Below are 26,036 nucleotides of genomic sequence, written 5' to 3'. Positions count from 1 at the left end.
TGCTCCCTTGCTGACGGATTGACGAAGCCGCGAAGTCTTTCGGGACGGCTAGTTCTTCAGATTTTCGAAGCCGGCAGCGGCGGCCTGGACGTCGGGGGGAAAGTCGGACATTTCCTGCACCTGGCGAATCTCGATGATTTCGTTGGCGGAAGCCGGGCACCTCTTCGCCCAGGCAATCGCCTCCTCGCGCGAGCCGACCTCGATCATCCAATAACCGCCCAGCACTTCCTTGGCTTCGGTGAAGGGGCCGTCGGTTACGACAGGCACGCCGGTCGTAAACGAGACGCGCGCGCCCATCGACGGCGGATGCAGCCCGTCCAGCGTGATCAGCACGCCGGCATCCTTCAGCGCCTCGTTGTAGCGCATCATCGCGGCGACGCGTTCGGGATCGAGTTGCACATCCGCCGGCGCGGTCTCGTAGCCGAGCGGAATCATCAGCATCATGAATCGCATGCGGTTCCTCACGAAAGCGGGCGTTCTGTCCGCGCTTACTTCTAAGACGAACGGCCTCCTACGAGGCCGACACGGCCGAGAAAATTATTTCGGACGTCGTGACCCGGAGCCAATGCCGTACATGGAGGAGGCGTTCGTGCGGCCGCGCCGGCAATGCCGTCAGGAGCGCACTGCGGCAGCACGCTCCGAAAAATAATGCGCATGAAGCTCCGTACAAATACGTGCCGGCCAATGAACTCCGCCGTGCATATGAATCGGGAACGTATGCGCGCTGAGTGACATGGCCGGAGCACGCCCAATTCCGGAACCGATGAGGCTCGCTGCAAATGTTTACAGTTGCTCAATGAGCGCATGCAACTTTTCGGAACAGGACAAACGGTATGGCAATCCTGCCGAAACGCGTTGGGAACGTTGCGGGGCAAAGTGTTCAATTTTCAAAGCAAGAAGGTCAGGCACGCGGTCGCAGAGGTCGAGGCGCTCGATCGGTCGCAGGCGGTGATCGAGTTCGGTCTCGACGGTACCATTCTCGATGCCAACGAAAACCTGCTGAAGATGAGCGGCTATTCGCTCGCCGAAATCAAAGGCAAGCACCACAGCATCTTCGTCAGCCCGACCGAGCGCGAGAGCGCCCGCTATCGTGATTTTTGGGCCAGCCTCAACCGCGGTGAGTTCCAGACCACGCAGTACAAGCGGTTCGGCAAGAACGGCAAGGAAGTCTGGGTCCACGCCTCCTACGCGCCGCTGCGCGACGAGAACGGCAAGGTGGTCTCATTCATCAAATTCGCCACCGACATCACGGCCTCCAAGATCAGGACCATGGAGGATGCCGGCAAGATCGCCGCGATCAACCGCGCCCAGGCCGTCATCGAGTTCCAGATGGATGGCACCATCATCACCGCCAACGAGAATTTCCTCGGTGCGATGGGCTATACGCTCGACGAGATCAAGGGCAAGCACCACAGCATGTTCGTGACGCCGGAGGACCGCGCCGGCGCGGCCTATGGCGCGCTCTGGGCCAAGCTGAACCGCGGCGAGTTCGAGGCCGCCGAATTCAAGCGGATCGCCAAGGGCGGCCGCGAGATCTGGATTCTCGCCAGCTACAATCCGATCCTCGACGAGACCGGCAAGCCGTTCAAGGTGGTCAAGTTCGCAACCGACGTCACCGCGCAGAAGATGAAGGCGGCCGACAATGACGGCCAACTCGCCGCGATCCAGAAATCGCAGGCGGTGATCGAGTTCAACATGGACGGCACGATCCGCACCGCGAACCAGAATTTCCTGAAGGCGACGGGCTATTCGCTGGCCGAGATCAAGGGCCAGCACCACTCCATGTTCGTCGAGCCGAACGAGAAGAGCTCGCCGGCCTACCGCCAGTTCTGGGAAACGCTTGGCCGCGGCGAATTCCAGGCCGCCGAATACAAACGCATCGCCAAGGGCGGGCGCGAGATCTGGATCCAGGCGTCCTACAATCCGATCTTCGATCTCAACGGCAAACCCTACAAGGTGGTGAAATACGCCACCGACGTCACAGCGCAGGTCATCGGCCGCAAGAAAGCCGACAATGCGCGCGGACTGATCGAGGCGGTCGCGGCCGGCAGTGAAGAGATGAGCGCATCGATCCGCGAGATTTCCGAGACCATGGCGAAGTCGCGCGAGAACTCCAAGGTCGCGGCCTCCAGGGTCGAAGCCGCCGACGGCCAGGCGCAGCGGCTGAACGCGGCCGCGCAGGCCATGAGCGGGATCGTCGAGATGATCGCCGGCATCACCAGCCAGATCAATCTGCTGGCGCTCAACGCCACGATCGAATCGGCACGCGCGGGCGAAGCCGGACGGGGCTTCGCGGTGGTCGCCTCCGAGGTGAAGAACCTCGCCAACCAGGCCAAGCAGGCCACCGACACCATCACCTCCGAAATCGACGCGCTGAACACCATCTCGGGCGACGTCGCAAGCTCGCTCACCGCGATCAAGGCCGCGATCGCCGGCGTCAACGAGTTCATCGCCACCACCGCCGCCGCGGTCGAGGAGCAGAGCGCGGTGACCGCGGACATGTCGGCCAACATGCAGCGGGCATCGGCGGAGCTGTCGTAGGGGCTCTCCGAAGTAGACTGCACGGCATCCGCGGGCTCAGCCTCGCCCGTAAGCGGGAGAGAGAGCTCACGGTCAATGCCGCAGCATCGTGCACATCTTGTGCGATCACCGGCCCTTCCTCCCCTGGACCAAAGCGAGGTAGAACGAGCGCGCGCTCAGGCGCGCCTTTCTTCTCCACAGGACTGAACAACCCATGCCCACCTCTCCGCAGAAAGTCGCCCTCGTCACCGGAGCCGCGCGCGGCATCGGGCTTGCGACCGCCCGAAAATTCCTGGCCGAGGGTTGGCGCGTGGGGCTGCTCGACATCGAGGGCGAGCTGCTCGCCAAGGCCGTCGCCGGCATCGGCAGGGGCGACGATACGCTGGCGCTCACCTGCGATGTCTCGGACGCCACTGCGGTCGACGCCGCGATGACGGCGCTCGCGCAGCGCTTCGGCCGGCTCGATGCGCTGGTCAACAATGCCGGCATTGCAGTGTTCGCACCGCTGATGGAGACGTCTGAGGCCGACTGGCGCCGCGTGCTTGAGGTCAATCTCACCGGACCGTTCCTCTGCACCAGGGCGGCGGTGCCGCTGATGCGCGAGGCCGACGGCGGCGCCATCGTCAACATCACTTCGATCTCGGCCGTTCGTGCCTCGACCTTGCGCTCGGCCTACGGCACCAGCAAGGCGGGGCTCGCGCACCTGACAAAACAGCTCGCGGTCGAGCTCGCCTCGCTCAGCATCCGCGTCAACGCGGTCGCGCCAGGGCCGGTCGACACCGCCATGGCAAAGCAGGTTCACACCCAGGAAATCCGTGCGGATTATCACGACGCCATCCCGCTCAACCGCTATGGCCTGGAGGAGGAACTGGCGGAGGCGATCTACTTCCTGTGCTCGGATCGCGCGAGCTACATCACCGGCCAAATTTTGGCCGTCGATGGCGGCTTCGATGCGGCGGGCATCGGGCTGCCGACGTTGCGAGGGCAACGACGGAACGGGTAGGCTTTGTAGGGTGGGTTAGCGTCGCGGCTGCGCAAAGCGCGGCCGCGGGGCGTAACCCACCTCTTCTCGCGCGATGTGAAAGATGGTGGGTTACGCCCTGCCGATGCGCTTCGCGCATCTGCAGGGCTAACCCACCCTACGTTACCGAATTCGTGGAGTGCTTCATGCGACGCGTCACTTTCTTCAGTGCCCTGATGCTCGCATCCGCACTGCTCGCCGCCGCACCTGCAGCCGCCGAGATCCGCATCATCCAGAGCCCAGGCGGGCAGGTCGGACCGTTCCTTGATCTGTTCGAGAAGGTGCGCGCGAGCGGCGAGCGTGTCGTGATCGACGGACCCTGCCTGTCCGCCTGCACGCTGGTGCTCAGCATCGTGCCGGGCGAGCGCATTTGCGTCACCAGGCGCGCCGTGCTCGGTTTCCATGCCGCGCGTTCGGTCGACCGGCGCGGACGCTTCTACGCCGAACCGGAAGCATCCGAAGCCGTGCTCGAAGCCTATCCGGGCCCGGTGCGTGACTGGATCAGCCGCCGCGGCGGCCTCACCTCTCGTTTGCTCTTGCTCAAGGGGCGCGACCTCGCAGCAATCTATCCGCGCTGCCGGTAAGGAGCGACCATCGGGCGCGCATCGTCGCTACCGCGAGATTGTCGTCGCACAGGCCATTTTCGTTCGCGGCATCGCTCGCGAACTGACCAATGTGATGCCTAGAAGAATCTTTCAATCGTTTGCGCCAGCTCGAGGCTCGCGCAAATGAGCATTCCCCACAGTGCAAAGTTGATTTGCAGCGCCGCCGCCATCGGTCGCTCCCTTCCGAGTTACGTCCACCCTGGGTTTTTATTTTATGAAGGAATTATTAGCGGATTCTCGCGCGACGTGCACAGCCTAATATTGCGCCAGTTGTTGTGCATTGCGATCCGCTTCATTTCACGAAGCGGCCTCACTGCTCTCGCAATGTTGTGCGAATCAAGATTTCAGATTCAGCCTCTTTCAGATTCAGCTCTCCGACGGTGTCATTTCTTTTGGGTTCCATTTGACGGCGCGATGCAGAACGTCCTGCGCAGCTTTGGCCTGTCGCGCGGAGCACCGAAAGTCCGACATGATGCGACACATCTTCGTCTTGCTTAGTTTTTGCGCAGTGCTCGCGGGATGCGCGGCCGCTCCGGCGGCGGAGCGGCGATCAATCGCATGGGACGGGCTGGGTCAGGATCCAAATCGTCCCGACGTCGCAAAGCGTCGCGTTGCCGGTCGCGCAGCGCCGGAAACCGATCCCAATCTCGAGAGACAAAGGGTGCTGGCCACGTTGCGTCCCTATTCCGACGCATGGTGGGCCGTGCAGGACGAGATCGAGGCCGAGAACGACAGGCAGCTCGGCTCGAAGCTCGTGATCTGCCGCAGCTGCATGGCACGGCCGCCGAACGAAGAGACGACCGGATCGATCCGCTGACATGCGCCCTCCTCTCTCTGTAATCAAGAGAGGAAGGCGCAGCGCGGTGTATCAGCGGAACGACACGATCACATTCCCTCGGCCGGGCAATTTACCATCCAGGGGATGCCGAACTTGTCGACGCACATGCCGAAGCCCTTGGCCCAGAACGTCTTGCTGTAGGGCATCGTGACCGTCCCGCCGTCGGCGAGCGCGTTGAATTTGCGCTCGCCCTCAGCGGGATCCATGACGGTGAGCGAGATCGAAAAGCCCTGCGGTTTGTGAAAGTGCTCCGCCGGCGTGTCGGAGGCCATCAGCACGCCACCGCCGGGCAACGTCATCCGTGCATGCATGATCGTCTTCTCGCGGCCGGGCGGGCCAGGCGGCATATCCGATGCCGGCGCTTCCGAAAGGCGCATCATGGCATCGATCTTGCCGCCGAGGACCTTGGCGTAATAGTTGAAGGCCGCTTCGCAGGTGTCCTGATAGAACAAATAAGAACTGAGCATCGTTTCTCTCCTCTCCACTTCCCCGACCGTTTCCTGGCCGGTCTTGGACGGCAGCCGGGGTTACTTCTCGGTGAGCTTCTTGAGGCTGGCGAGGCCGACCTCAAAGTCCTTGCCGATCATGGTGTCCATGTTGACGAAGACCTGCATCAGCTTGGACATGAAGGGCGCCGGACCATACATCGCCCATGTGACCAGCGTAGCATCGCCTTGCGGCACAAAAGTGAACTCGGCGGTATTGTGCCCCTCGAAGGGCCGCTCGAAATCGAGCTTGATGCGGAGCTTCGACGGCGTGTTCGCCTCGAGGATCTCCATATGGCCCGCGCCGACATTGCTGTTGCCGTCCCAGGCATAGGTGGCGCCCTTGCCTGCGGCGGTTCCGCCATAGGTGCGCTTCATGGCGGGATCCCGGTTTTCATAAGGTGACCAGCTGGTCCAGAAGTGAAAATCGGCGACCATCGGATAGATCGCGTCGGCCGGCGCCTTCAGCGCGAGCGAACGCTCGACTCGGAACGTATCGGGCTTTGTAAGGGCGAAGACGACGGTGCCCGCGATCCCGACCACGAGTACGACAGCGATAATGGCAACAGCTTTCAGCATGAATGGCTCCCCTGATACGAGATTAAGACGAAGGGGGAGCGACGCGGGCCGACAATTGGCGAAACATTTTTTTTGGCGCACGCCCCACCCCACGTCATGGCGGGGCGTAACCGTCCGGAAGCAGACGGACCTATTTCGCCTTCGCCTCCTGCCGGGTGCTGCCATTCTTCGGCTGGCTATCCCGGATCAGACGATCGATGTGCATGCGGATGTGGGCGGCTTCGGCGGAGGTGTTGGCGAGCGCGATGGCGCGATCAAAGGCGATTCGTGCTTCGTCGTTGCGGCCGAGCTGCATCAAGAAGGCGCCGCGCACGCCGTAGAAATGGAAGTAATTGGCAAGCTTGGGCGCCAGCGGCTCGATCAGATCGAGCGCGGCCTGGGGCCCGCGCACCTTGGCCACCGCGACCGCCCGGTTGAGCGTCACCACCGGCGAAGGCTGCACGATCTCGAGCGCACCATAGAGCAGGTCGATCTGGGCCCAGTCGGTCTCGTCAGGTGCTGCCGCGCGCGCATGCAGCGCGGCGATCGCAGCCTGGATCTGGTAAGGTCCGCTGCGGCGGTGGCGCATCGCCTTGTCGATCAAGGCAAGGCCTTCGGCGATCATGGTGCCGTTCCACACCGCGCGGTTCTGGTCTTCCAGCAGGATCAGCGATCCATCTTCGGCAAAGCGCGCGGCACTGCGGGCGTGCTGCAACAGGATCAGTGCGGTCAGCCCCATGATCTCGGGTTCACTCGGGAACAGGCGCAACAACAGTCGCGCCAGCCGGATCGCCTCCTCGCAGAGCGGCTTGCGGATCTCCGCGGTATCGCCGCTCGCAGAATAGCCTTCGTTGAAGATCAGATAGATCATCGCGGCGACGCCGGCGAGCCGCTCCGAGCGCTCGACCGCGCCGGGCGTCTCGAACGGCGTGCCGGCGTCCGCGACCCTGGCCTTGGCGCGGGTGATGCGCTGCTCCATCGCCGCTTCCGAAACCAGGAAGGCGCGCGCGATCTGCTTGACCGTGAGACCGGAGACGATACGCAGCGCCAGCGCGATCTGCTGCGTCGCCGGCAATTGCGGATGGCAGCAGATGAACATCAGCCGCAAAATGTCGTCGCGATAGTGCGAACCGTCGAGACGCTCGGCCAGCGCGCCTTCGGCGTCGTCGAGATCGGAGATCGCCTGGTCGTCCTCCGGCAGCGGCTGCTGCTTGCGGTTGCGGCGAACCTCGTCGATGGCGACGTTGCGGCCGACCATGATCAGCCAGGCCGCGGCGTCGCGCGGCGGTCCATTCTCCCGCCAGTTCTTGAGCGCGCGCAGGGACGCGTTCTGGAAGGCTTCCTCGGCCGTGTCGAGATCGCGGAAATAGCGCAGCAGCGCGCCGACCGCCTGGGGGCGCGCCGAGGTCAGCGCGGTCTCGATCCAGCCGGTGTCGGCCTCGTTCACGCCGAAATTCCTCCGGGCCTGAACACGCCGACAGGACGCACCTCATAGGCGCCGCCGGGATTGGCCGCGCCGAGGTCGCGCGCGACGTCGAGCGCCTCGTCGAGATTCTTGCAGTCGACGATATAGAAGCCGAGCAGCTGCTCCTTGGTCTCGGCATAGGGGCCGTCGAGCACCAGCGGGGGGTCTTCCTTGCGCAGCGTCGCCGCCGCGGTGGTCGGCAGCAGCCGAGCCACCGGGCCGAGACGGCCTTGGCTCGTGAGCTTGTCCTGCACCACGGCGAGCTTTTTCATCACGGCCTCGTCCTGGTCCTTGCTCCAGGAGCCGACGAAGTCCTCGTCATGATAGCAAAGGATCGCATAAAGCATGGGCAGCACCTTCCGGGAACGCTTGTTTTGAAGACGATCCACTATGCCTCGCCCCGACAGGGCTGCGGAAAAAATTTGCGGGAAAAATCCGCCGGATCGTGCCAAGGAGGGCCTGAAAAAGCGGAACCAAAAGAGGCACTTCGAATGACCGTGGGCACACTGGCCGTCCTGATCAACAGCACACAGCAGAACTGGCTGCCGGAGCGCTGGAAGGCCCGGTTCGATGCGGTCTGCGACGGCCGCCGCGTGGTGCTGTTGCCGAATGCCTCCCTCGATCCGGCCGAGGTGCATTACGCCGCGGTGTGGAAGCCGGTGCCGGGCGACCTCGGCTCCTTCCCCAATCTGCGCGCGATCTTCAATCTCGGCGCCGGCGTCGACGCACTGATGGCCGACAACAGCGTGCCCAACGTGCCGCTGGTGCGCGTCGCGGTGCCCGACCTCACCAACCGCATGACCGAATATGTCGTGCTGCACGTGCTGATGCACCACCGCCAGGAGCTTTACTTGCGCGACTCGCAGCGTGCGAAGCGCTGGGAGCCGAAATACCAGTGGCCGGCGAGCGCGGTCACGGTCGGCGTCATGGGCCTCGGCACGCTCGGCGCCGATGCGGCCGACGTGCTGCGGCGGCTCGGCTTCCGCGTCGCCGGCTGGAGCCGCAGCCCGCGCAGCATTACGGGCGTCGAGTGTTTTCACGGCACCGCAGGCATGGATGCGTTCCTGCGCAAGACCGACATCCTGGTGTCTCTGCTGCCGCTGACGCCTGATACAAACGGCATTCTCAACCGCGAGGTCTTCACCAAGCTCAACCACACCAGCCCGCTCGGCGCGCCGGTGCTGATCAATGCCGGCCGCGGGGCCTTGCAGAACGAAGCCGACATCCTGGCCTGTCTCGACGACGGCACGCTGGGCGCCGCCTCGCTCGACGTTTTCGTGCAGGAACCGCAGCCCGCGGACAGCCGGTTCTGGACCCATCCCAAGGTGGTGCTGACCCCGCACAACGCCGCCGACACCGACGCGGACGCGATCTCGGCCTACGTCGCCGAGCAGATCGCGCGGTTCGAGGCAGGCGGCGCGCTGGAGAACGTGGTGGATCGGCGGAGAGGGTATTAGCTCGGGATTTCGCGAACACGGGCGCCCCGTCTTTCAGTGTCGTCCCGGCGAAGGCCGGGACCCATACTCCGCAGACGGATTTATGGTCCGAGATGGTCATGGCCCATCTTCGCCAAATCGCGCTGGGTGGCTATGGGTTCCGGCCTTCGCCGGGACGACGACGAGTTTTTTAGTCCCCACCGTCCGTCTCTCGCCGCCCCCGCATAATTCTCGTTCCGCCGGTATCTGTTCACCCTCTTTTAGCGAGAAGTTGATAGGCATTGTTAATCGATGCGCAACGAACGAGTTGGACATGCGAGCGAGCCTTGGCCTCAGGATGCGGATCACGGTGGCGCTGGCGCTGACGGCGGCGGCGACCGCGCTGATTGCCGTGCTCGGCGCCATGTGGATCATCGCGGGCATCATCGACCGCGCCGACCAGCGCGAGTTGCGCAGCCATTATGATGCGCTGCTGTCGCGCATCTCCGAAGAGTCCCACCGCGCCGCCGCCATGAGCACGGTCGTGGCCGCGATGCCGGCGACGCAGGAGGCGATGGCCAAGCAGGATCGCGACGCCTTGATGCGCCTGTTCGGACCGGTGTTCGCGGCGACCAAGTCCGAGTACGGCGTCGAGCAGTTCCAGTTCCATACGCCTCCCGCGACGTCCTTCCTGCGCGTGCACCAGCCGGCGAAGTTCGGCGACGACCTCTCGAGCTTCCGCAAGACCGTCCTCGACGCCAATCAGGAGCGCAAGGTCATTGTCGGACTCGAAGGCGGCGTCGCCGGGCTCGGCATCCGCGGCGTGGTGCCGATCGCGCAAGCGGGCAAGCATCTCGGCTCGGTGGAATTCGGCCTGACCTTCGGCCAGTCCTTCCTCGACGATTTCAAGGCCAACCGCCACGTCGACATTGCCTTCCATCTCGCCGATGGCACGGGCTTCAAGCTGTTCGGCGGCACGCTGAAGGGCCAGAGCTTCTTCGATGCCGCCGATTACGGTCGCGCCACCGGTGGCGATTTTACGGTACGGCAGTCGAAACTCGACACCCGGCCGGTCGCTGCGCTGCTCGGGCCGATCAAGGACTTCTCCGGAAAACCGCTCGGCGCCGTCGAGCTGGTGATGGACAACGCCGATTACGTGTCCTCGGCCGACCGTGCCTGGATGCTCGCAATCGGCATCGCCGCCCTCGGGCTGATCCTCGCCGCCATCGTCGGCTATCTCATCGCCCGCGGAATCTCGCGTCCGATTCTGTCGATCACATCGGTGATGCGCGAGCTCGCCGATGGCCATCTCGACGTTGCCATTCCCGAAAGCAAATCCAACGACGAAGTCGGCGCGATGGTGAAGGCGGTCGCGGTGTTCCGCGACAATGCCGTCAATTTCAGCAAGCTCCAGGCTGGGCAGCTCGAGGCCAAAGCGCAATCGGAGGCGGAGAAACGGCGCGCCTTCGCCGCGCTCGCCGACAATTTCGAGGCCAGCATCCGCGACGTCGTCACCACAGTCTCCTCCGCGGCCGTCGAGATGGAGCACACGGCACGCTCGATGTCCGCCATCGTCGAACAGTCGCGGCAGCAGACCCGCACGGTGTCGTCGGCTTCGGCGCTCGCCTCGGAGAACGTGCAGACGGTGGCGGCTGCGGCGGAAGAATTGTCCTCGTCGATGACCGAGATCAGCCGGCGGCTCGCGCATGCGACCGAGGTGGTGGGCAAGGCCGCGAGCGACGGACAGGCGTCGAATGCGCGCGTCCAGAGCCTCGCGGATGCCGCGCAGAAGATCGGCGACGTCGTCTCTTTCATCAATGGCATTGCCGGACAGACCAATCTCTTGGCGCTGAATGCGACGATCGAGGCGGCGCGCGCCGGCGAAGCCGGCCGCGGCTTTGCGGTTGTCGCCTCCGAGGTCAAGGCGCTCGCGACCCAGACCGCGAAGGCGACGGAGGAAATCGGCGCACAGGTGACAGCCGTCCAGGGCGAGACATCGGGTGCGGTCGAAGGCATCCAGTCGATCTGCGCCACGATTCAGCAGGTCGACGAAATCTCGGCCGCGATCGCCGCCGCGGTCGGCCAGCAGGGCACGGCGACGCAGGAGATCGCGCAGAACGTCCAGCAGGCCGCCGCCCGCACCGGCGAGGTCTCGCAAAACATTGCCGGCGTCACCGACGGCATCGCGGCGACCGGCACGGCCGCGGAAGAAGTGCTGGTCTCGGCGATCGAGCTGTCGAAGCAGTCGCAGCGCCTGCGCGATGAAGTGGATCGCTTCCTCCAGCAGATTCGCGCGGCGTAGGCTGGGCGAGATCGCGCGGCATCGTCGTCCTGGCCTTCGCCAGGACGACGTTGGGGAGATAGATCGCGCCACGCTCCCTGGTGCCGCGACGACTGCTTACCCCTTACCGCCCACCATCACGTCGATCGCGCCCTTGACGATCGCTTCCAGCTCCTTGCGCGGCACGCGCGCGCGGGAGCGGATGGCGATGGTGTGAATGGTAGCTGAGGCGAGCTGCGCCAGTGCAGCGGGATCGGCACTCTCAGGCAGTTCGCCCTTCTCCTTGGCGCGGCGGAAGCAGTTTGCAAAAGCCTTGTCGAGCTCGGTGAGTCCCTCGATCACCATGGCGCGTATCTCGGGATCGCTGACCGCTTCGGAGGCTGCCGTCACCACGGTGAAGCAGCCGCGCGGGCCGGTCTCGCCCGAGAGATAGATGTTCAGCGCGGCGGCATAGATCCGCTCCAGCCGCTGGCGCACCGGCATCTCCTGGCGAAAGATCTCGACCATCGACGCACGGGCGTCCTCGCGGTAGCGCTGGTAGCTCTTGATGTAGAGCTCGCGCTTGTCGCCGAAGGCGCCATAAAGGCTCGGCCGGTTCATGCCGGTGGCTTCGCTGAGATCGTCGAGCGAGGTCGCGGCAAAGCCCTGCTTGCGGAACAGATCGAGCGCCTTGCCGAGCGCAATTTCGGGCTCATAGGCACGCGGCCGGCCGCGTCGTTTCGGCTCGTCGCGGCGCTCGGGCTTGTTGGCAGCAGTTGGCGGCTTCGATTTTTGTACCATTTCGCAATTAATCCTTGACCTGCTCCATATTATGCAAGATGGTACAAAAATCAATCTGGCCAGGTTGAGCGACACTCACGAGAGGACTTGCCCAAGGAGGCCCATGATGGATCTTTATTTCTCGCCACTCGCCTGCTCCATGGCGACGCGCGTTGCGCTCTATGAAGCCGGCGCCGATGCGAACTATCTCGAAGTCGATTCCCCGACCAAGACGGTGCTGAAGGACGGTTCCGATTTCCGCGCGGTGAACCCAATCGGCCTGGTGCCGACGCTACGCACCGACGAGGGCGTGGTGCTGACCGAGAACGCAGCGATCCTGCAATATGTCGCGGACCGCTTTCCGCAATCCGGGCTCGGCGCCACGCAAGGCATCGAGCGCACGCGGCTGCACCAATGGCTCTGCTTCATCGGCACCGAGCTGCACAAGGGTCTGTTCATCCCTGTGCTCGACCGCAAGGCGCCGCAGGAGACCAAGGCCTACGCGCTTGAGAAGAACCTGTCGCGGCTCGACTATCTCGACAATTACCTGAAAGGCCGCGAGTTCCTGCTCGACCATTTCAGCGTGGCGGACGCTTATCTCGCCACTGTGATCAACTGGACCATGGCAACGCCGCCGATCGAGCTCGCGAAATGGCCGAACGTGAAGGCCTATTACGAGCGCCTGCGCCACCGGCCGTCGTTCGCCAGGGCGGTTGCGGAGGAGTTCGAACTGTACAAGGCCGAGCAGGCGCGAAGGAAGGTGGCGGCGTAACGTCAGACCAGAGGCATCGTCCCGGCCGGTGAGGCTGGGACGAACTCTTTCAGCGGCTCACCCTGCGTAGCCGTACACCGCGGCCGCGTTGTCCGACGACACCAGCCCGCTCTCCACATCGTCCTTGACCGCGGCGCGGTCGCGTTCGGTGGGCGCACCGATTCCGGCCCCGCCGGGCGTGTGCACCACCAGCCGGTCGTCCGGCGGCACCTGCTGGAAACCCTTGCCGCGCAGCTTCGTGCCGGACTTGAGGCCGACATAGCCGGCCTCGCCGTTCTTGCCACCGTCGCGGCCGCGCGGCGGATGATCGATGCGGTCGAACGCCGCCAGGATATCGAAGGGAGCATCGACGCCGCTGCCGACCTCGATGATCTGGCCGAGGCCGCCGCGGGTGCGCCCTGCCCCGCCGGAATCCGGGCGCAGCTCCTTGCGCCAGAAGATCAGCGGCGTCTGCGTCTCCGCGATCTCGACCGGCGTGCCGCGCACGCCGCTGGGATAGGCGGTCGCCGACAGCCCATCCTTCGCAAAGCGCGCGCCGGTGCCGCCGTTGGACGTCACGGCCATCGAGAACCCGTAATTGCCGCCAACGCCGGAACGCGTCTGTCCGCGCACGTTGAGATTCCACAGGCACGAAGTGCCTTCGGCGGGCACGCGCTCGGGAATGATCTGGCGCAGGCAGCCGAACACGACGTCGGGCAGCATCTGGCCGATGATGTGGCGCGAGGCGACCGGCGCCGGCTTCGGCGCATTGAGGATCGCCCCCGCAGGCGCCGACACCGTCAGTGGCGAGAGCGAGCCGGCATTGTTCGGAATCTGCGAGGCGACGACGCAACCAAGGCCGAACACGGTGTAGGCCGTGGTGTAGGACAAGGGCACGTTGATGCCGAACTTCGAGGCCGCCGACGTGCCGTCGAAATCGACGTGGATGCCCGCATCCGAAATCGTCAGGGTAGCCGCGAGCGTGACGGGCGCATCATAGCCGTCAACCACCATGGTATTGCGCCAGCTGCCCTTCGGCAGCTTTGCGATCTCGGCCAGCACGGCCTCGCGCGAGCGGTCGCAAATGTAGTCGCCGAGCGCGTCGAGCGTGTCGATGCCGAACTCGGTCATCATCTCGACCAGCCGCTCGCAGCCGACATCGTTGCAGCCGGCGAGCGAATAGGTGTCGCCTTCCGTATCGATCGGCAGCCGCGTGTTGGTGCGGATCATCGCCATCAGCGTCTCGTTGACGACGCCCTGGTCGATCAGCTTCAGCATCGGGATGTAGAGCCCCTCCATGAACACGTCGGTGGCATCAGGACCGAAGCCGATGCCGCCGATATCCATGAGATGGCTGGTGCAGGAGAACAGCGCGACGATCTTGCCGTCCTTGAAGCAGGGCGTGGTGACGACGAAGTCGTTGAGGTGGCCGGTGCCCATCCAGGGATCGTTGGTGATGTAGGCATCGCCCTGCTTCATCGTCTTGAGCGGGAAATGATCGATGAAGTGCTTGACCGATTCCGCCATCGAGTTGACGTGACCGGGCGTGCCGGTGACCGCCTGCGCCAGCATCCGCCCCTTGAGGTCGAACACGCCGGCGGAGAGATCGCCGCATTCGCGCACGATAGGGCTGAATGCGGTGCGCAGCAGCACCTGCGCCTGCTCCTCGACCACGGCGATCAGCCGGTGCCACATGATCTGGAGGTCGATCAGGCTCGCGCCGTTTGCCTTGCTCATGATCAGGCCGCCTTCCGTTCCATGACGATGCTGCCGGCACCGTCGATATGGGCATCAAAACTCGTGGAGACGAAGGTGGAGGTCTCGTCCTCCGCAATCACGGCGGGACCTGCAATGGTCGCGCCTGGCGCCATGTCCTCGCGGCGATAGAGCGGGATCTCGATCACCTCGCCGGCGCGGCCGTCGAAGAATTTGCGGCTGCCTGACGCCTTGCCCGCGGGCTTGCGCGTGACGGCCGCAACGGTGGGCGGATTGCGCGCCTCCGTGGTCGCGAGCACCGACCAGCTCAGCACCTCGATCGCCGCGCCCGGAATCGGGCGCTCAAACATCGCGGAATAGTCCGCCTCGAATTTCCGGCGCAGGCCAACAAGATCCGCGGACGTCAGCGGCCGGTTCGGCAATTCGACGGTGATCTCGTGGCCCTGGCCGACATAACGCATGAACGCTGCGCGGCGCTCGCGCACCGCCGCACCGGCAGCGCCGGGCTCGACCAGCGCACGGGCTTCAGTCACCATTTCCCGCAACAGATCAGAGACGGCCTCGGTGTCGAAATCGTCGAGGCGGACATGACGGCTGCGCACGAGCTCATAAGCGATTGGCGCGGCGAGGAATCCGACCGCAGAACCGACGCCGGCATTCGACGGCACGATCACCCGGGAGACGCCGATCTTCTCGGCAACGCGCGCCGCATGCAGCGGGGCAGCGCCGCCGAAGGCGATCAGCGTGTGCTGGCCGACGATTTCCCCGCGTTCGACCGCATGCACGCGTGCCGCGCTCGCCATGTTCTCGCAGACCACCTCGTGCACGGCATAGGCCGCGGTTTCCGCCGACAGGCCGAGCGGCGTACCGACGCTGCTCAGCAGGGCCTGCTTGGAAAGCTCCGGATCGAGCTTGATCGTGCCGCCCGCAAAGGCATCCGGATCGATCATGCCGAGTGCAACGTCCGCATCCGTCACCGCAGGACGCTGTCCGCCACGGCCGTAGCAGGCGGGGCCCGGCTCGGAAGACGCACTCTCCGGGCCGACGGTCACGCGCTTCATGGCGTCGACATGGGCGATCGAGCCGCCACCGGCGCCGATCTCGACCATCTCGATGACGGGGATGCGCACCGGCAGGCCTGAGCCTTTCAGGAAGCGCGCAGCACGATCGACCTCGAACACGCGCGAGGTCTCGGGCTGATACTGCTCGATCAAGCAGATTTTTGCCGTGGTGCCGCCCATGTCGAAGGACAGCACCTTGCTTTCGCCAAGTCTTGCTGCGATCTGCGCCGCGAAGATCGCGCCGCCGGCAGGACCGGATTCGACGAGGCGCACCGGGAAGCGTCGCGCCGTCTCAATCGAGGTCACGCCGCCGCCCGACGTGACGAGATAGATGGCGCCGCGGAATTGCTCGACCTGCAAAGCATCGGCCATGCGGGCGAGATAGCCGTCGATGAGCGGCTGCACATAGGCGTTGGCGACGGCCGTTGACGTTCGCTCATATTCGCGAATTTCCGGACACACGGCCGATGACACCGTCACCGAAATGCCCGGCATCTCCTCGGCGACGATCGCGGCTGCGCGGCGCTCATGATCGGGGTTGGCATAGGAGTGCAGGAACGCGACCGCAACGCTTTCGACATTCAGCGCTTGCAGTTTCGGCGCGAGTGCGCGGACGGCAGCTTCGTCCAGCGGGAGACGGACGGCACCATGCGCATCGATGCGCTCGGGCACGGTGAAACGCAGGCTGCGCGGCGCGAGCGGCTTCGGCTTGTCGATGCTGAGATCGTACTGGTCGTAACGGCTCTCGGTGCCGATATCGAGCACGTCGCGAAAGCCCTCCGTCGCGATCAGGGCCGTTTTGGCGCCACGCCGCTCGATGATGGCATTGGTCGCGAGCGTCGTGCCGTGAATGAAGACGTCGATGTCGCTGATATGCGCGCGTGCGTCGGCGAGGATGAGTCGTATGCCGTCCAGCACCGCCTGCTCCGGACGTTGCGGCGTGGTCAGCACCTTGCGCGTCTTGCGCACCTCGCCCACGTCCAGCACGATATCGGTGAACGTGCCACCGATATCCACGGCAAGCCGCACTTCGGCTCCTTCAAGCATTCCAAAACTCTCCGGCTGATCGTCAAGAACTGAGGGCGAAGATGCAGCAATTTCCGTGCCATCGAGCACAACGAAAATGTTGTACCCGGCTATTCTGCTCGGCACCTCCGCAATAGGCAAGAATTGTTCGCCCGGCACCACATCAGAGCAGGAATGCCAGCGCCGCCTCGCAGCGCTCCTCGACCTTGAGCGTCAGAAGATCGTCGGCGCGGGTACGCCCGAGATTGACCGCGGCGATCGGTATCTGCAGCTCTGCGGCCGCCTTCACAAAGCGGAAGCCGGAATAGACCATCAGCGACGAGCCGACGACCAGCATCGCATCGGCCTGCGCCAGATGGTCCTGCGCGGTGGCGACAACGTCGCGGGGAACGTTCTCGCCGAAGAACACTACGTCGGGCTTGAGGATGCCGCCGCAGGCCTCGCAAGCCGGCACCTTGAATGACGAGAAATCCGCGTGCTCCAGATCGGCGTCGCCGTCGGGCGCGTCGGCAGCGTCGAGCGCCAGCCATTCCGCGTTGGCGCAGCCCAGCGCATTCTGGAATTCATTGCGGGGCATCTTGGCCCCGCAGCCCATGCAGCGGACCAGATCGAGCCGGCCGTGCAAATCGATCACCTGCCGGTGGCCGGCGGATTGATGCAGCCGGTCGACATTCTGCGTCAACAGCATCTCGCAGCGCCCACTGGCCTCGAGCCGGGCCAGCGCATGATGCGCATCGTTCGGCCTCGCCTGGCCGAACCGCCGCCAGCCGATCAGGCTGCGCGCCCAGTAGCGCTGGCGTGTGCGCTCTTCCGACATGAAGGCCTGGAAGTTGACCGGCTGGGTCCGCTTCCAGTTGCCATGGCTGTCGCGATAATCAGGGATGCCCGAATTGGTGCTGCAGCCGGCACCGGTCAACACGAATAGATTTTCGTGCCGGCCGACGAAATCCTGGAGGGGTCGGTTTGTCATGCCGCAGATGTAGTCCGCGCCGCGGCATTTTGCCAGATCACGCCTCTAGCTCGCCCAGTTGTCCCGAAACTCCGGAAACAAGGTCAGACCACCGCAGGCATAGATGGTTTGCCCGGTGATGTAGCTGGCATCGTCGGAGGCGAGGAAGGCGAATACGGCGGCCATCTCCTCCGGCTTGCCGACGCGGCCGAGCGGAATGTGGCTGGTGACGGTGCCCCGCTTCTCGGCATCGCCGGTCCAGGCCGCGTTGATCGGCGTGTCGATCGCGCCGGGGCCAACCGCATTGACGCGAATGCCGCGGCCGGCAAACTCCAGCGCCAGCGTACGCGTCAGATTGGCCATCCCGCCCTTGCTGATCGAATAGGCGAGATAGCCGGGCTTGGGAATGATCTGGTGGACGCTGGAGCAGTTGATGATGCAGCCAGCCCCACCGCGCGCGACGAAATGCGCCAGTGTCTTCTGCGCGCAGAGCACGGCGCCGTTGAGATTGACGTCGATGATGCGGCGATAGGCCTCGATGTCGAGCGCCTCGCTGGGCGATTCCTGCTGAAAGCCGGCATTGTTGACGAGACAGTCGAGACGCTTCCAGCGCGCCAGGATCGTCTCGAACATCGCAGTGACCTCCTGTTCGTTGCTGACGTCGGCCTTGACGATGACATGGTCGAGCTTGCCGTGGCCGCGATCGCTCGATCCGGTCGTGGCCAGCGCAAGCGTTTCCTCAGCCCTCCCGCGATGATCAAAATAATTGATGGCGACGGTCGCGCCTTCCTGGGCGAGCCTGATCGCAACGGCACGGCCGATGCCCTGGGAGGCGCCGGTCACCAGCGCATAGCGGCCAATGAGGCGCGAAGGAAAGGCAGGTGAGAGATCGGTTTGTGGCATGAGTATTCTCCGGGATGCATCATCATGGATGGAACCGAGGTTTTGTTCCACCCTGTCCGCGCATCGCTGGGATTCATTCCGCGCGGCGCGCGATCGGCGAGGTCAGGATCTGATACAGGATAATCGCGCCGAAGGTCGCGGTGCCGATTCCGCCGATCGTGAACGCGCCGAATTTGAGCGTGAGATCGCCGGCCCCTGCGGTCAGCGCCACAGCGACGGTGATCAAATTCGCCGGATTGGCAAAGTCAACCTTGTTCTCGACCCAGATCCGGCCCGCCATCGCCGCGATCAATCCGAACAGCACGATCGAAAGCCCGCCGATGACGGGCCCCGGAATCGACAGGATCAGCGCGCCGAATTTCGGCGAGAAGCCGAGCAGGACCGACACGGTGGCCGCGAACGCAAACAGCAGGGTCGAATAGACCTTCGTCGCCGCCATGACGCCGATGTTCTCGGCATAGGTGGTGACACCGGTGCCGCCGCCGCAGGCCGCCACGATCGTTGCAAGGCTGTCAGCAAGCAAAGCGCGGCCGAGATAGGCATCGAGGCTGCGGCCCGTCATCGCACCGACGGCCTTGATGTGACCGAGGTTCTCGGCGACGAGGACGACCGCAACCGGCGCGATCAGGAAGATGGCATCCGCCCGGAAGGTCGGCGTGGTGAAATTCGGCAGGCCGAACCACGGCGCGGCCGAGAGCTGCGCGAAGTCGATCGGCTTACCGAAGCCGAGGCCGTTCGCGAACAGCAGGTACAACAGATATCCGCCGATTGCGCCCAGGATGATCGGCAAGCGGCGCCATAGGCCAGGGGCGGCCACCGCAACCACGCCGATCATCAGAACGGTCGCAAGCCCGATCCAGGTCTCGAACGCGTTCGCGCTCACCGCCTTGACCGCCACCGGCGCAAGGTTGAGGCCGATCGCGGCGACCACGGCGCCGGTGACAGCCGGCGGCATCAGGCGCTCGACCCAACCGATGCCCGACCACATCACGATCAGTGCGATCACGCCATAGAGCACCCCGGCCCCGACGATACCGCCGAGCGCGACCGAGATGTTCGGATTCGGTCCGTGCCCGGTGTAGCCGGTGGCGGCGAGGACGACGGCGATGAACGCGAAGCTGGAGCCGAGATAGCTCGGCACGCGCCCCGCGACGATGACGAAGAAGATCAGAGTGCCGATGCCGGAGAACAGGACCGCAACATTGGGATCGAATCCCATCAACAGCGGCGCGATGATCGTCGAGCCAGACATTGCAACGCAATGCTGGAGGCCGGAGACGACGGTCTGTCCCCATGGCAACCGCTCCCCGGGCATGATCACACCCGAGGTCTTCAGCTTCCAACGCGGAAAATAGCGTTGCGATTGCTCGTCCGCGCCTGATGCGTTCGACATGTTCCCCCCATTGCGGCGCAGCGATTGATGTTCGTGCGATCCGACAAAAATGTGATTGTTGCTTATGCTGTGATCATCAGATGATGTAAATCATGCAAGATCAATGCGTTTCGGGATTAAATTTTATGGCACAGATTGCGATCCAGCCAGCCGTCCACCGCCGGCACCAGCCCTGGTACAAGATCCTCTATGTCCAGGTGCTGATCGCGATCGTGCTCGGGGTGCTCATCGGCTATTTCTATCCGGACCTCGGCAAATCCCTGAAGCCGCTCGGCGACGCCTTCATCGCGCTGATCAAGATGATGATTGCGCCTGTCATCTTCTGCACCGTCGTGCACGGCATCTCCTCGATGGGCGATCTCAAGCGCGTCGGCCGGGTCGGACTGAAATCGCTGATCTATTTCGAGACGGTCTCGACCGTCGCGCTCGCCATAGGTCTCTTGGTGGGCGAGATTCTCCAGCCCGGGCACGGCTTCAACATCGATCCCGCCACCATCGATCCGAAATCGGTCGCGACCTATGTGTCCAAGGCGCATGAAGACGGCATCGTCGCCCATTTGATGGCGATCATTCCCGACAGCTATGTGGGCGCGATCGCGCGCGGCGATCTCTTGCAGGTGCTGCTGGTCTCGATCCTCTCCGGATTCGCCATCGCCTTCCTCGGGAAATCAGGCGAGCCGATCGCGGAAGCGATCGACAAGGCCGCCAAGATGTTCTTCGGCATCATCCGCATCATCGTGCGCGCGGCACCGATCGGCGCGTTCGGCGCGATGGCGTTCACCGTCGGCGCATACGGCCTCGGTTCGCTGCTCAACCTCGCCGCCCTGATCGGCACATTCTATCTCACCAGCATCCTGTTCGTGCTGATCGTGCTGGGTTCGATCGCGCGGCTTGCCGGCTTCTCCATCATTCGCTTCATCGCTTATATCAAGGACGAGCTCCTGATCGTGCTCGGCACCTCCTCGTCGGAGACAGTGCTGCCGCAGATGATCCAGAAGATGGAGCATCTCGGCGCCTCGCGCTCGGTGGTCGGCCTCGTGATCCCGACCGGCTACAGCTTCAACCTCGACGGCACCAACATCTATATGACGCTGGCGACGCTGTTCCTGGCGCAGGCGACCAACACGCATCTGACGATCTGGCAGGAGCTCGGCATTCTCGGCATCGCGATGATCACCTCGAAGGGCGCATCCGGGGTGACAGGCGCGGGCTTCATCACGCTTGCAGCGACGCTGTCGATCGTGCCTGACATCCCGATCCAGTCGATCGCGATCCTGGTCGGCATCGACAAGTTCATGAGCGAGTGCCGTGCGCTGACCAACCTCATCGGCAATGGTGTCGCCTGTGTCGTCATCAGCATCTCGGAAGGCGAGCTCGACCGCGAGGCGCTGCACGCGACCATGGCGCATCCGCTGGAGCTCGGCGAAGCGCTGGAGCCCGGCGGTGGTGTGTAGAGTCGCCGCGCGAAGATCGAAGGCAGACGCCGCCCGGTTCCGTTGCGGTAGTTTCCCGGAGTAGAAAATCGGTAGGACTGGAGTCACAACACCAGGGTTGGGATCACGGATTGATACTCATCCATTCCACCCGACGCGCTGGGGGCAGAGCGTCGGGTTTTTGAAGAATTGTCAGGCGATCTGCGCTGTCAAGGTTTGCATCGTCAGCATTGGTAGGCGCCGCCGGCCGCGAGCCGGTATCATTGTTCCGTCAGCCGGAACGATCGGCCAGATCGAGCCGGCGTGTGATCCCAATGGCCTCCAGGAACGTCTCATCGTGACTGACGACGAGCAGCGCGCCATCATAGGCTCGCAGGCCCGCTTCGACGGCTTCGATGGAGTCGAGGTCAAGGTGATTGGTCGGCTCGTCCAGGATCAGCAACGATGGCGGCATCGATCCCCCCAGCACGCAGGCGAGGCCCGCGCGAAACAGCTGGCCGCCGCTCAGGCTGCCGACGAGCTGCAGCGCCGCATCCGCGCGAAACATGAAACGAGCCAGCGCGGCATGGCATTCATTCACCCCCGCTCTCGGATTGAGACGCCCAAAATTGTCGAGGATCGAGATCGCAGGATCGAGCAGGCTGACCTTCTGGTCGAACAGTGCGAAGCCTGGCCTGACTCGCACCGTGCCCGCGACAGGGCGCAGCTCACCGGCGATGAGCTTCAGCAGGGTTGTCTTGCCGGAGCCGTTGGGCCCGACAATCGCGACGCGCTCCGGCCCGACGATGGCAAGCGATAGATCGCGCAGGATCGGTCGCTCCGGGTGATACCCCGCACTGGCGCGGTCAAGCCAGACCACTTCCCTGCCCGCTGGCAGCTGGGCCGATGGCAGTTTTACGGACAACGGCTGAAGGATCTCGACGCGGCGACGTGCGGCGTCGACCGCATCCAGAGCCTCCGCGCGCCGCCGCTCGGCGATCTCTGCGGCCTTGCCGCCGCTGTCTTCGCTGCGGTCCTTGCGCGCGCCCGCAAGGATCCGTGGCATGTCGCCCTTGGCGCGCTTCTTCTTGCCACCGCTGTCCTTGCGCGCCTTGCGCTCGGCCGCTTCCTGCGCCTTGCCCTCGATCTCTGATAAATGCTTCTCGGCATGTGCGAGGTCGTGCCTGACGGCGGCGAGCTCGACGGCCTTCTGCGCGCGATAGCTGCGCCAGTTGCCGCCGTAACACGTCGCGCCAAGCGAGGTCAGCTCGACGATGCTGTCCATGGTCTCCAGCAGAGCCCGGTCATGGCTGACGACGATTGCGCCGCCACGCCAGGCGGCGAGCAGATCAATCACGGCACGTCGCCCGTCCCGATCGAGATTGTTGGTGGGTTCGTCCAGCAGCAGGAAATCCGGCTCGACAAACAGCAGCGCCGCGAGACGAATGCGCGTAATCTGCCCGCCGGACAATTGATCCAGTTCCGTGTCGGGCGCGATATCGAAGCCGACGCGCGCAAGAGCGGACGCGAGCCGCGTCTCGAGGGTCCAGTCGACCTCGGCGACATCCCCGGCCGAGGCCTCGCCACGTTCCGCCCGGCGAAGCAGATTCAGGGCATGGCGCGCGCCAAAGAGGTCGACGACCCTTGTCCCCGCGCGCAGCTGCGCCTCCTGGCGCAGGAGCCCAACGGTGCCGTTGACGACGATGCGTCCGGATTGCGGAACGTGCTCGCCCGTGATCGCAACAAGCAGCGTCGTCTTGCCGACGCCGTTGCGGCCGACGAGGCCGGCGCGTTCCGCGCCGAAGGTCAGATCGATGTTGGAGAGGAGCGAACGGCCGTCAGGTGTGGACAGCGACAGGCGTGACAGGATGATGGAAGCAGGCATGGAATTCCCCGTGAGCAATGCGGTTGGGCGTTGCGATCGGGGTAAAATCCATGACTGTTGATATCCTTGATGAGAGCCCTGCTCATAGTCCGGTCGGGCGGCAAGATCAAGCCGGGTCCCTGGCGAGGCCGCCGAGATCGGCGACGCCGATGATTTTGCCTTAAGGCGCGGAAGGATGGAAGCGATCGATGCCGAGATCGTTGATGCGGGTCTGGGTGCCGCCATTGACGATCAGCTCCGCCATCACGGCGCCGGCGCCGGGGCCGAGCTGAAAACCGTGCAGCGAGAAGCCGAACTGGTGATAGAGCCCCTTGTGGCGGCTGCTCGGTCCGAACACCGGGATGTCGTCCTTCATCTTCGCCTCGATGCCAGCCCAGGCACGGACGATAGTGGCGCTGCGCATCACCGGGAACAGCTCGAACACGGTGCGGGCACTGATGGCGAGGCTCTTCCAGTCCAGCACCGTCTCGTTGCGGTCCTGGTAGGGCGTTGCCAGGTGGCCGCCGCCAATCAGCACGGTACCGTTCTTGAATTGCTTGAAGGAGAGTTTCCGACCACGCAGGATCACGACAGGGTCGATGAAATGCGGTACGCGCGAGGTGATCATCAGCATCGGCGCCACGGTCTCGACCGGGACGGGCTCGCCGAGCGCGGCGGCGATCTTGCCGGCCCAGGCGCCGGCGGCATTCACCAGTACTGGCGCGGCAAAGCTCTCCGAGCCGACATCGACGCGCCAAAGGCCGTCGCTATGCCGGATATTGCCGGCGGCTACGCCTTCGCGCACCGTGGCGCCGAGCAGCTCGGCTTTGCGCCGGAACGCCGTCGTCGTCTGCGCCGGATTGGCCGCGCCGTCGCGGCGCGAAACCACGCCGCCGGGGCAGGTCTCGGCCACCGCGGGCACGAGGCGCCGCAGCTCGACCGCATCGATCAGCTCTTCATGGGTAAAGCCCAGCGCATTGAGCTCGGCCACGCGCGCGCGGCAGACGGCGAGTTCGTCCTCGTTCTCCGCGACCAGAACCTGGCCATGGCTCTCGAAGCTGCAATCGTCGTCGAGAAGATCTGAAATCTTCTCCCAGATCCCCATCGAGCGGATCGACAGCGGAATCTCCGGGATATGCCGGGCGAGCTGGCGCACGCCGCCAGCATTGACGCCGGAGGCGTGGCGGCCGGCATAGTCCTTCTCGATCAGCACCGGCTTCAGGCCGGCGAGACACAGATGGAGCGCCGTCGAGCATCCGTGGATGCCGCCGCCGATGACGATCGCATCCACATTCGCAGTCATCCGCGCACCACGGCCTTGACGTCGTCTTCCGTTTTCGGGACGGCGGCGAGCTCGGCGAGGGTGATCGGCTTCACCGGTGCACGCAGCCGGTAGTAGCCGATCTCCTGCGGGGTCTTACCGCGCGCCTGCGCCATCAGCTCGGTGACGGTAAGGCCGCAGAGCCGGCCTTGGCACGGACCCATGCCGGTGCGGCGATAGGCCTTGAGCTGGTTCGGCCCGGTCGCGCCGATCGCGACGGAGTCGAGCACGTCCTTGGCGGTGACCTCCTCGCAGCGACAAACGATGGTATCGCCAGAGGGAATGCGGAATTGCGGCGCGGGGCGGAACAGCGTGTCGAGGAAGACGCGGCCGCGTTCGGCCTTGGCGAGATCGGCGCGGAGCATTGCCATCGCGGGCAGCTTTGCCGCAACCGCGGGCGCCAGTGCTTCCACCGCCGCACGGGCCGCGATGCGGCCACGCACCACCGCGGCATTCGCGCCGCCGATACCGGCACCATCGCCGGCGATCGCGATGCCCGCGACCGATGAACGACCGTTCGCATCCAGCACGGGCGACCAGCACAATTGCAGATCATCCCAGCGATGCTCGATGCCGGCTGCCATCGCCAAATTGACGTTGGGCACGACGCCCTGATGCAGCAGCAGCAAATCCGCAGGAATGGTCTCGCGCCTTCCACCCGCGACATAGCTCACGCTCGCAAGCTGGCCGTCGCCGGATGCAGAAAGCTCGGTAACACCGGAGACAACCTGCACCTTGGCCTTCACCTCGCGCATCATCGACAGGCCCTTGGCGAAATAGGGCGATGTCAGGAAAGCGAAGGCATGAGGCAGCGCGGCGAAATAATTGCCGCGCTCGGTGGTATCGAGGATGCGATCGATGCGGCCGCCGAGGCGCAGGATCTGTGCGGCGAGCAGCCAGAGCAGCGGCCCCTGCCCTGCGATCACGGTGCGGCCGTCCGGCACCAGCGCCGAGGACTTCAGCATGGTCTGCGCGGCACCCGCGGTCATCACGCCCGGCAGCGTCCAGCCGGGAATCGGGAACGGGCGCTCCAGCGCGCCGGTCGCAAGGATCACGCGCTTGGCTTTGACGAAGGCGGAGGCACCGCCGATCGAGACGGCGATGTCGAGATTGCGGTCGAGGCTCCACACCGTCGCACGATGAATGACTTCGGCACTGCTCGCACGGAGCGACTGCACGAGATCGGCACCGACCCAATAGTCCGCGCCGAGCTGGCTGCGATCGATCACCGGCGTGGACGAAATAGCGCGGAACACCTGCCCGCCCGGACCGATATTCTCGTCGAGCAGCAGCGTCGATAGGCCGGCTTCGGCAGAGGTCGCAGCGGCCGCGAGGCCCGCGGGCCCTGCACCGATCACCACGACGTCGTAGTCTTCGCGCTTGGGAGCCACACTCATCGTCCGATCTCCCGCTTGCCCTTCTGGATCTCGACCTGCATACCCTCGGCGACGGGAACGAGGCAGCCCTGGCGATTGCCGACGCCGTCGATGGTGACGAGGCAGTCGAAGCACACGCCCATCATGCAATAGGGCAAACGCGGCGCACCGCTCACTGCTGTAGAGCGCCTTGCATCTTGGCCGGAGGCCAGCAATGCGGCAGAGACGGTGTCGCCCTGGCGCGCCGCGACGGCGACGCCGTCGACGAAGATCTGCACTTGCGGACGTTTGTCCTGTTCGGATCGTCTAAACATGGA

At 64.6% G+C, this 26,036-nt stretch carries 23 protein-coding genes; 8 read left to right on the top strand and 15 right to left on the bottom strand.

What is annotated here, in order from left to right; translation table 11 throughout:
• Nucleotides 1-48 precede the first annotated feature (48 nt).
• Nucleotides 49-453 carry a YciI family protein gene (locus tag XH91_RS06780; protein WP_128949860.1) on the bottom strand — a complete coding sequence of 135 codons (405 nt, stop codon included), beginning with the start codon at nt 451-453 and terminating at the stop codon, nt 49-51.
• A gap of 423 nt (nt 454-876) precedes the next feature.
• Here XH91_RS06780 and XH91_RS06775 point away from each other — a divergent pair, with 423 nt between their 5' ends.
• The 4 genes from XH91_RS06775 to XH91_RS39980 all read left to right on the top strand — a co-directional run bounded on the left by XH91_RS06775 (nt 877) and on the right by XH91_RS39980 (nt 4,963).
• Nucleotides 877-2,541 (top strand): methyl-accepting chemotaxis protein, encoded by a 1,665-nt coding sequence (locus XH91_RS06775; RefSeq protein WP_128949859.1) that lies wholly within the window; start codon nt 877-879, stop codon nt 2,539-2,541.
• A 193-nt stretch (nt 2,542-2,734) separates the two neighbouring features.
• Nucleotides 2,735-3,523 (top strand): SDR family NAD(P)-dependent oxidoreductase, encoded by a 789-nt coding sequence (locus XH91_RS06770; protein WP_128949858.1) that lies wholly within the window; start codon nt 2,735-2,737, stop codon nt 3,521-3,523.
• A 164-nt stretch (nt 3,524-3,687) separates the two neighbouring features.
• Nucleotides 3,688-4,125 (top strand): hypothetical protein, encoded by a 438-nt coding sequence (locus XH91_RS06765; protein WP_128949857.1) that lies wholly within the window; start codon nt 3,688-3,690, stop codon nt 4,123-4,125.
• A 682-nt stretch (nt 4,126-4,807) separates the two neighbouring features.
• Entirely contained in the window at nt 4,808-4,963 is a 156-nt protein-coding gene (locus tag XH91_RS39980; protein ID WP_347338577.1) for a hypothetical protein, read from the top strand.
• Between the two features lie 68 nt (nt 4,964-5,031).
• On the opposite strand, the gene XH91_RS06755 is transcribed toward XH91_RS39980, so the two are convergent.
• From XH91_RS06755 to XH91_RS06740, 4 genes are all read right to left on the bottom strand, one after another.
• Complete coding sequence (locus XH91_RS06755; RefSeq protein ID WP_128949855.1) at nt 5,032-5,451, bottom strand: VOC family protein; 420 nt, start codon at nt 5,449-5,451, stop codon at nt 5,032-5,034.
• Between the two features lie 60 nt (nt 5,452-5,511).
• The gene (locus XH91_RS06750) at nt 5,512-6,048 is read right to left on the bottom strand and encodes an SRPBCC family protein (protein ID WP_128949854.1); all 537 of its coding nucleotides are present in this window, start codon (nt 6,046-6,048) and stop codon (nt 5,512-5,514) included.
• A gap of 130 nt (nt 6,049-6,178) precedes the next feature.
• Nucleotides 6,179-7,474 carry an RNA polymerase sigma factor gene (locus XH91_RS06745; RefSeq protein WP_128949853.1) on the bottom strand — a complete coding sequence of 432 codons (1,296 nt, stop codon included), beginning with the start codon at nt 7,472-7,474 and terminating at the stop codon, nt 6,179-6,181.
• A complete protein-coding gene (locus XH91_RS06740; RefSeq protein ID WP_128949852.1) occupies nt 7,471-7,839 on the bottom strand; it encodes a YciI family protein in 369 nt (122 codons plus the stop codon). The genes XH91_RS06745 and XH91_RS06740 overlap by 4 nt, the downstream gene beginning before the upstream one ends.
• A 144-nt stretch (nt 7,840-7,983) precedes the next feature.
• On the opposite strand from XH91_RS06740, the gene XH91_RS06735 reads away from it, so the two are divergent.
• Both XH91_RS06735 and XH91_RS06730 read left to right on the top strand, forming a co-directional pair.
• Nucleotides 7,984-8,949 carry a 2-hydroxyacid dehydrogenase gene (locus tag XH91_RS06735; RefSeq protein WP_128949851.1) on the top strand — a complete coding sequence of 322 codons (966 nt, stop codon included), beginning with the start codon at nt 7,984-7,986 and terminating at the stop codon, nt 8,947-8,949.
• A gap of 292 nt (nt 8,950-9,241) precedes the next feature.
• The gene (locus XH91_RS06730) at nt 9,242-11,209 is read left to right on the top strand and encodes a methyl-accepting chemotaxis protein (RefSeq protein WP_164938256.1); all 1,968 of its coding nucleotides are present in this window, start codon (nt 9,242-9,244) and stop codon (nt 11,207-11,209) included.
• A 96-nt stretch (nt 11,210-11,305) separates the two neighbouring features.
• Here the strand turns inward: XH91_RS06730 and XH91_RS06725 are convergent, their stop codons facing one another.
• Nucleotides 11,306-11,968, bottom strand: a complete 663-nt coding sequence (locus XH91_RS06725; protein WP_128949850.1) for a TetR/AcrR family transcriptional regulator — start codon at nt 11,966-11,968, stop codon at nt 11,306-11,308.
• A gap of 106 nt (nt 11,969-12,074) precedes the next feature.
• Here XH91_RS06725 and XH91_RS06720 point away from each other — a divergent pair, with 106 nt between their 5' ends.
• A complete protein-coding gene (locus XH91_RS06720; protein WP_128949849.1) occupies nt 12,075-12,719 on the top strand; it encodes a glutathione binding-like protein in 645 nt (214 codons plus the stop codon).
• A gap of 57 nt (nt 12,720-12,776) precedes the next feature.
• Here the strand turns inward: XH91_RS06720 and XH91_RS06715 are convergent, their stop codons facing one another.
• The 5 genes from XH91_RS06715 to XH91_RS06695 all read right to left on the bottom strand — a co-directional run bounded on the left by XH91_RS06715 (nt 12,777) and on the right by XH91_RS06695 (nt 19,746).
• Nucleotides 12,777-14,435, bottom strand: a complete 1,659-nt coding sequence (locus XH91_RS06715; protein WP_128949848.1) for a hydantoinase B/oxoprolinase family protein — start codon at nt 14,433-14,435, stop codon at nt 12,777-12,779.
• Nucleotides 14,436-14,437: 2 nt separating this feature from the next.
• A complete protein-coding gene (locus XH91_RS06710; RefSeq protein WP_128949847.1) occupies nt 14,438-16,522 on the bottom strand; it encodes a hydantoinase/oxoprolinase family protein in 2,085 nt (694 codons plus the stop codon).
• A 142-nt stretch (nt 16,523-16,664) separates the two neighbouring features.
• Nucleotides 16,665-17,471: an NAD-dependent protein deacetylase gene (locus XH91_RS06705; RefSeq protein WP_128949846.1), complete on the bottom strand. Its 807-nt coding sequence runs from the start codon at nt 17,469-17,471 to the stop codon at nt 16,665-16,667.
• A gap of 45 nt (nt 17,472-17,516) precedes the next feature.
• The gene (locus XH91_RS06700) at nt 17,517-18,353 is read right to left on the bottom strand and encodes an SDR family oxidoreductase (protein WP_128949845.1); all 837 of its coding nucleotides are present in this window, start codon (nt 18,351-18,353) and stop codon (nt 17,517-17,519) included.
• Between the two features lie 73 nt (nt 18,354-18,426).
• Nucleotides 18,427-19,746: a solute carrier family 23 protein gene (locus tag XH91_RS06695; protein ID WP_128949844.1), complete on the bottom strand. Its 1,320-nt coding sequence runs from the start codon at nt 19,744-19,746 to the stop codon at nt 18,427-18,429.
• 125 nt (nt 19,747-19,871) lie between these two features.
• Between XH91_RS06695 and XH91_RS06690 the strand changes: the two genes are divergently transcribed.
• The gene (locus XH91_RS06690) at nt 19,872-21,200 is read left to right on the top strand and encodes a dicarboxylate/amino acid:cation symporter (protein WP_128949843.1); all 1,329 of its coding nucleotides are present in this window, start codon (nt 19,872-19,874) and stop codon (nt 21,198-21,200) included.
• Between the two features lie 250 nt (nt 21,201-21,450).
• On the opposite strand, the gene XH91_RS06685 is transcribed toward XH91_RS06690, so the two are convergent.
• From XH91_RS06685 to XH91_RS06670, 4 genes are all read right to left on the bottom strand, one after another.
• Nucleotides 21,451-23,043 carry an ABC-F family ATP-binding cassette domain-containing protein gene (locus XH91_RS06685; protein ID WP_128949842.1) on the bottom strand — a complete coding sequence of 531 codons (1,593 nt, stop codon included), beginning with the start codon at nt 23,041-23,043 and terminating at the stop codon, nt 21,451-21,453.
• Between the two features lie 160 nt (nt 23,044-23,203).
• Nucleotides 23,204-24,325, bottom strand: coding sequence for an NAD(P)/FAD-dependent oxidoreductase (locus XH91_RS06680; RefSeq protein WP_128949841.1), 1,122 nt, complete (start codon nt 24,323-24,325; stop codon nt 23,204-23,206).
• Nucleotides 24,322-25,740, bottom strand: a complete 1,419-nt coding sequence (locus XH91_RS06675) for an FAD/NAD(P)-dependent oxidoreductase (protein ID WP_128949840.1) — start codon at nt 25,738-25,740, stop codon at nt 24,322-24,324. Before XH91_RS06675 ends, XH91_RS06680 begins: the two co-directional genes overlap by 4 nt.
• Nucleotides 25,737-26,033, bottom strand: a complete 297-nt coding sequence (locus XH91_RS06670) for a (2Fe-2S)-binding protein (RefSeq protein WP_128949839.1) — start codon at nt 26,031-26,033, stop codon at nt 25,737-25,739. Before XH91_RS06670 ends, XH91_RS06675 begins: the two co-directional genes overlap by 4 nt.
• Between the last annotated feature and the right edge of the window lie 3 nt (nt 26,034-26,036).

The sequence above is a fragment of the Bradyrhizobium guangzhouense genome (assembly GCF_004114955.1).
Lineage (GTDB): Bacteria > Pseudomonadota > Alphaproteobacteria > Rhizobiales > Xanthobacteraceae > Bradyrhizobium > Bradyrhizobium guangzhouense.
This window is presented reverse-complemented; position numbering and strand designations above follow the sequence as displayed.

Excerpts from the sequence above, each read along its gene's own strand:
- XH91_RS06780 (WP_128949860.1), bottom strand. The coding sequence starts at position 453 with ATGCGATTCATGATGCTGATGATTCCGCTCGGCTACGAGACCGCGCCG.
- XH91_RS06770 (WP_128949858.1), top strand. The coding sequence starts at position 2,735 with ATGCCCACCTCTCCGCAGAAAGTCGCCCTCGTCACCGGAGCCGCGCGC.
- XH91_RS06765 (WP_128949857.1), top strand. The coding sequence starts at position 3,688 with ATGCGACGCGTCACTTTCTTCAGTGCCCTGATGCTCGCATCCGCACTG.
- XH91_RS06755 (WP_128949855.1), bottom strand. The coding sequence starts at position 5,451 with ATGCTCAGTTCTTATTTGTTCTATCAGGACACCTGCGAAGCGGCCTTC.
- XH91_RS06750 (WP_128949854.1), bottom strand. The coding sequence starts at position 6,048 with ATGCTGAAAGCTGTTGCCATTATCGCTGTCGTACTCGTGGTCGGGATC.
- XH91_RS06740 (WP_128949852.1), bottom strand. The coding sequence starts at position 7,839 with ATGCTTTATGCGATCCTTTGCTATCATGACGAGGACTTCGTCGGCTCC.
- XH91_RS06735 (WP_128949851.1), top strand. The coding sequence starts at position 7,984 with ATGACCGTGGGCACACTGGCCGTCCTGATCAACAGCACACAGCAGAAC.
- XH91_RS06730 (WP_164938256.1), top strand. The coding sequence starts at position 9,242 with ATGCGAGCGAGCCTTGGCCTCAGGATGCGGATCACGGTGGCGCTGGCG.
- XH91_RS06725 (WP_128949850.1), bottom strand. The coding sequence starts at position 11,968 with ATGGTACAAAAATCGAAGCCGCCAACTGCTGCCAACAAGCCCGAGCGC.
- XH91_RS06720 (WP_128949849.1), top strand. The coding sequence starts at position 12,075 with ATGGATCTTTATTTCTCGCCACTCGCCTGCTCCATGGCGACGCGCGTT.
- XH91_RS06715 (WP_128949848.1), bottom strand. The coding sequence starts at position 14,435 with ATGAGCAAGGCAAACGGCGCGAGCCTGATCGACCTCCAGATCATGTGG.
- XH91_RS06710 (WP_128949847.1), bottom strand. The coding sequence starts at position 16,522 with ATGCTTGAAGGAGCCGAAGTGCGGCTTGCCGTGGATATCGGTGGCACG.
- XH91_RS06705 (WP_128949846.1), bottom strand. The coding sequence starts at position 17,471 with ATGACAAACCGACCCCTCCAGGATTTCGTCGGCCGGCACGAAAATCTA.
- XH91_RS06700 (WP_128949845.1), bottom strand. The coding sequence starts at position 18,353 with ATGCCACAAACCGATCTCTCACCTGCCTTTCCTTCGCGCCTCATTGGC.
- XH91_RS06695 (WP_128949844.1), bottom strand. The coding sequence starts at position 19,746 with ATGTCGAACGCATCAGGCGCGGACGAGCAATCGCAACGCTATTTTCCG.
- XH91_RS06690 (WP_128949843.1), top strand. The coding sequence starts at position 19,872 with ATGGCACAGATTGCGATCCAGCCAGCCGTCCACCGCCGGCACCAGCCC.
- XH91_RS06685 (WP_128949842.1), bottom strand. The coding sequence starts at position 23,043 with ATGCCTGCTTCCATCATCCTGTCACGCCTGTCGCTGTCCACACCTGAC.
- XH91_RS06680 (WP_128949841.1), bottom strand. The coding sequence starts at position 24,325 with ATGACTGCGAATGTGGATGCGATCGTCATCGGCGGCGGCATCCACGGA.
- XH91_RS06675 (WP_128949840.1), bottom strand. The coding sequence starts at position 25,740 with ATGAGTGTGGCTCCCAAGCGCGAAGACTACGACGTCGTGGTGATCGGT.
- XH91_RS06670 (WP_128949839.1), bottom strand. The coding sequence starts at position 26,033 with ATGTTTAGACGATCCGAACAGGACAAACGTCCGCAAGTGCAGATCTTC.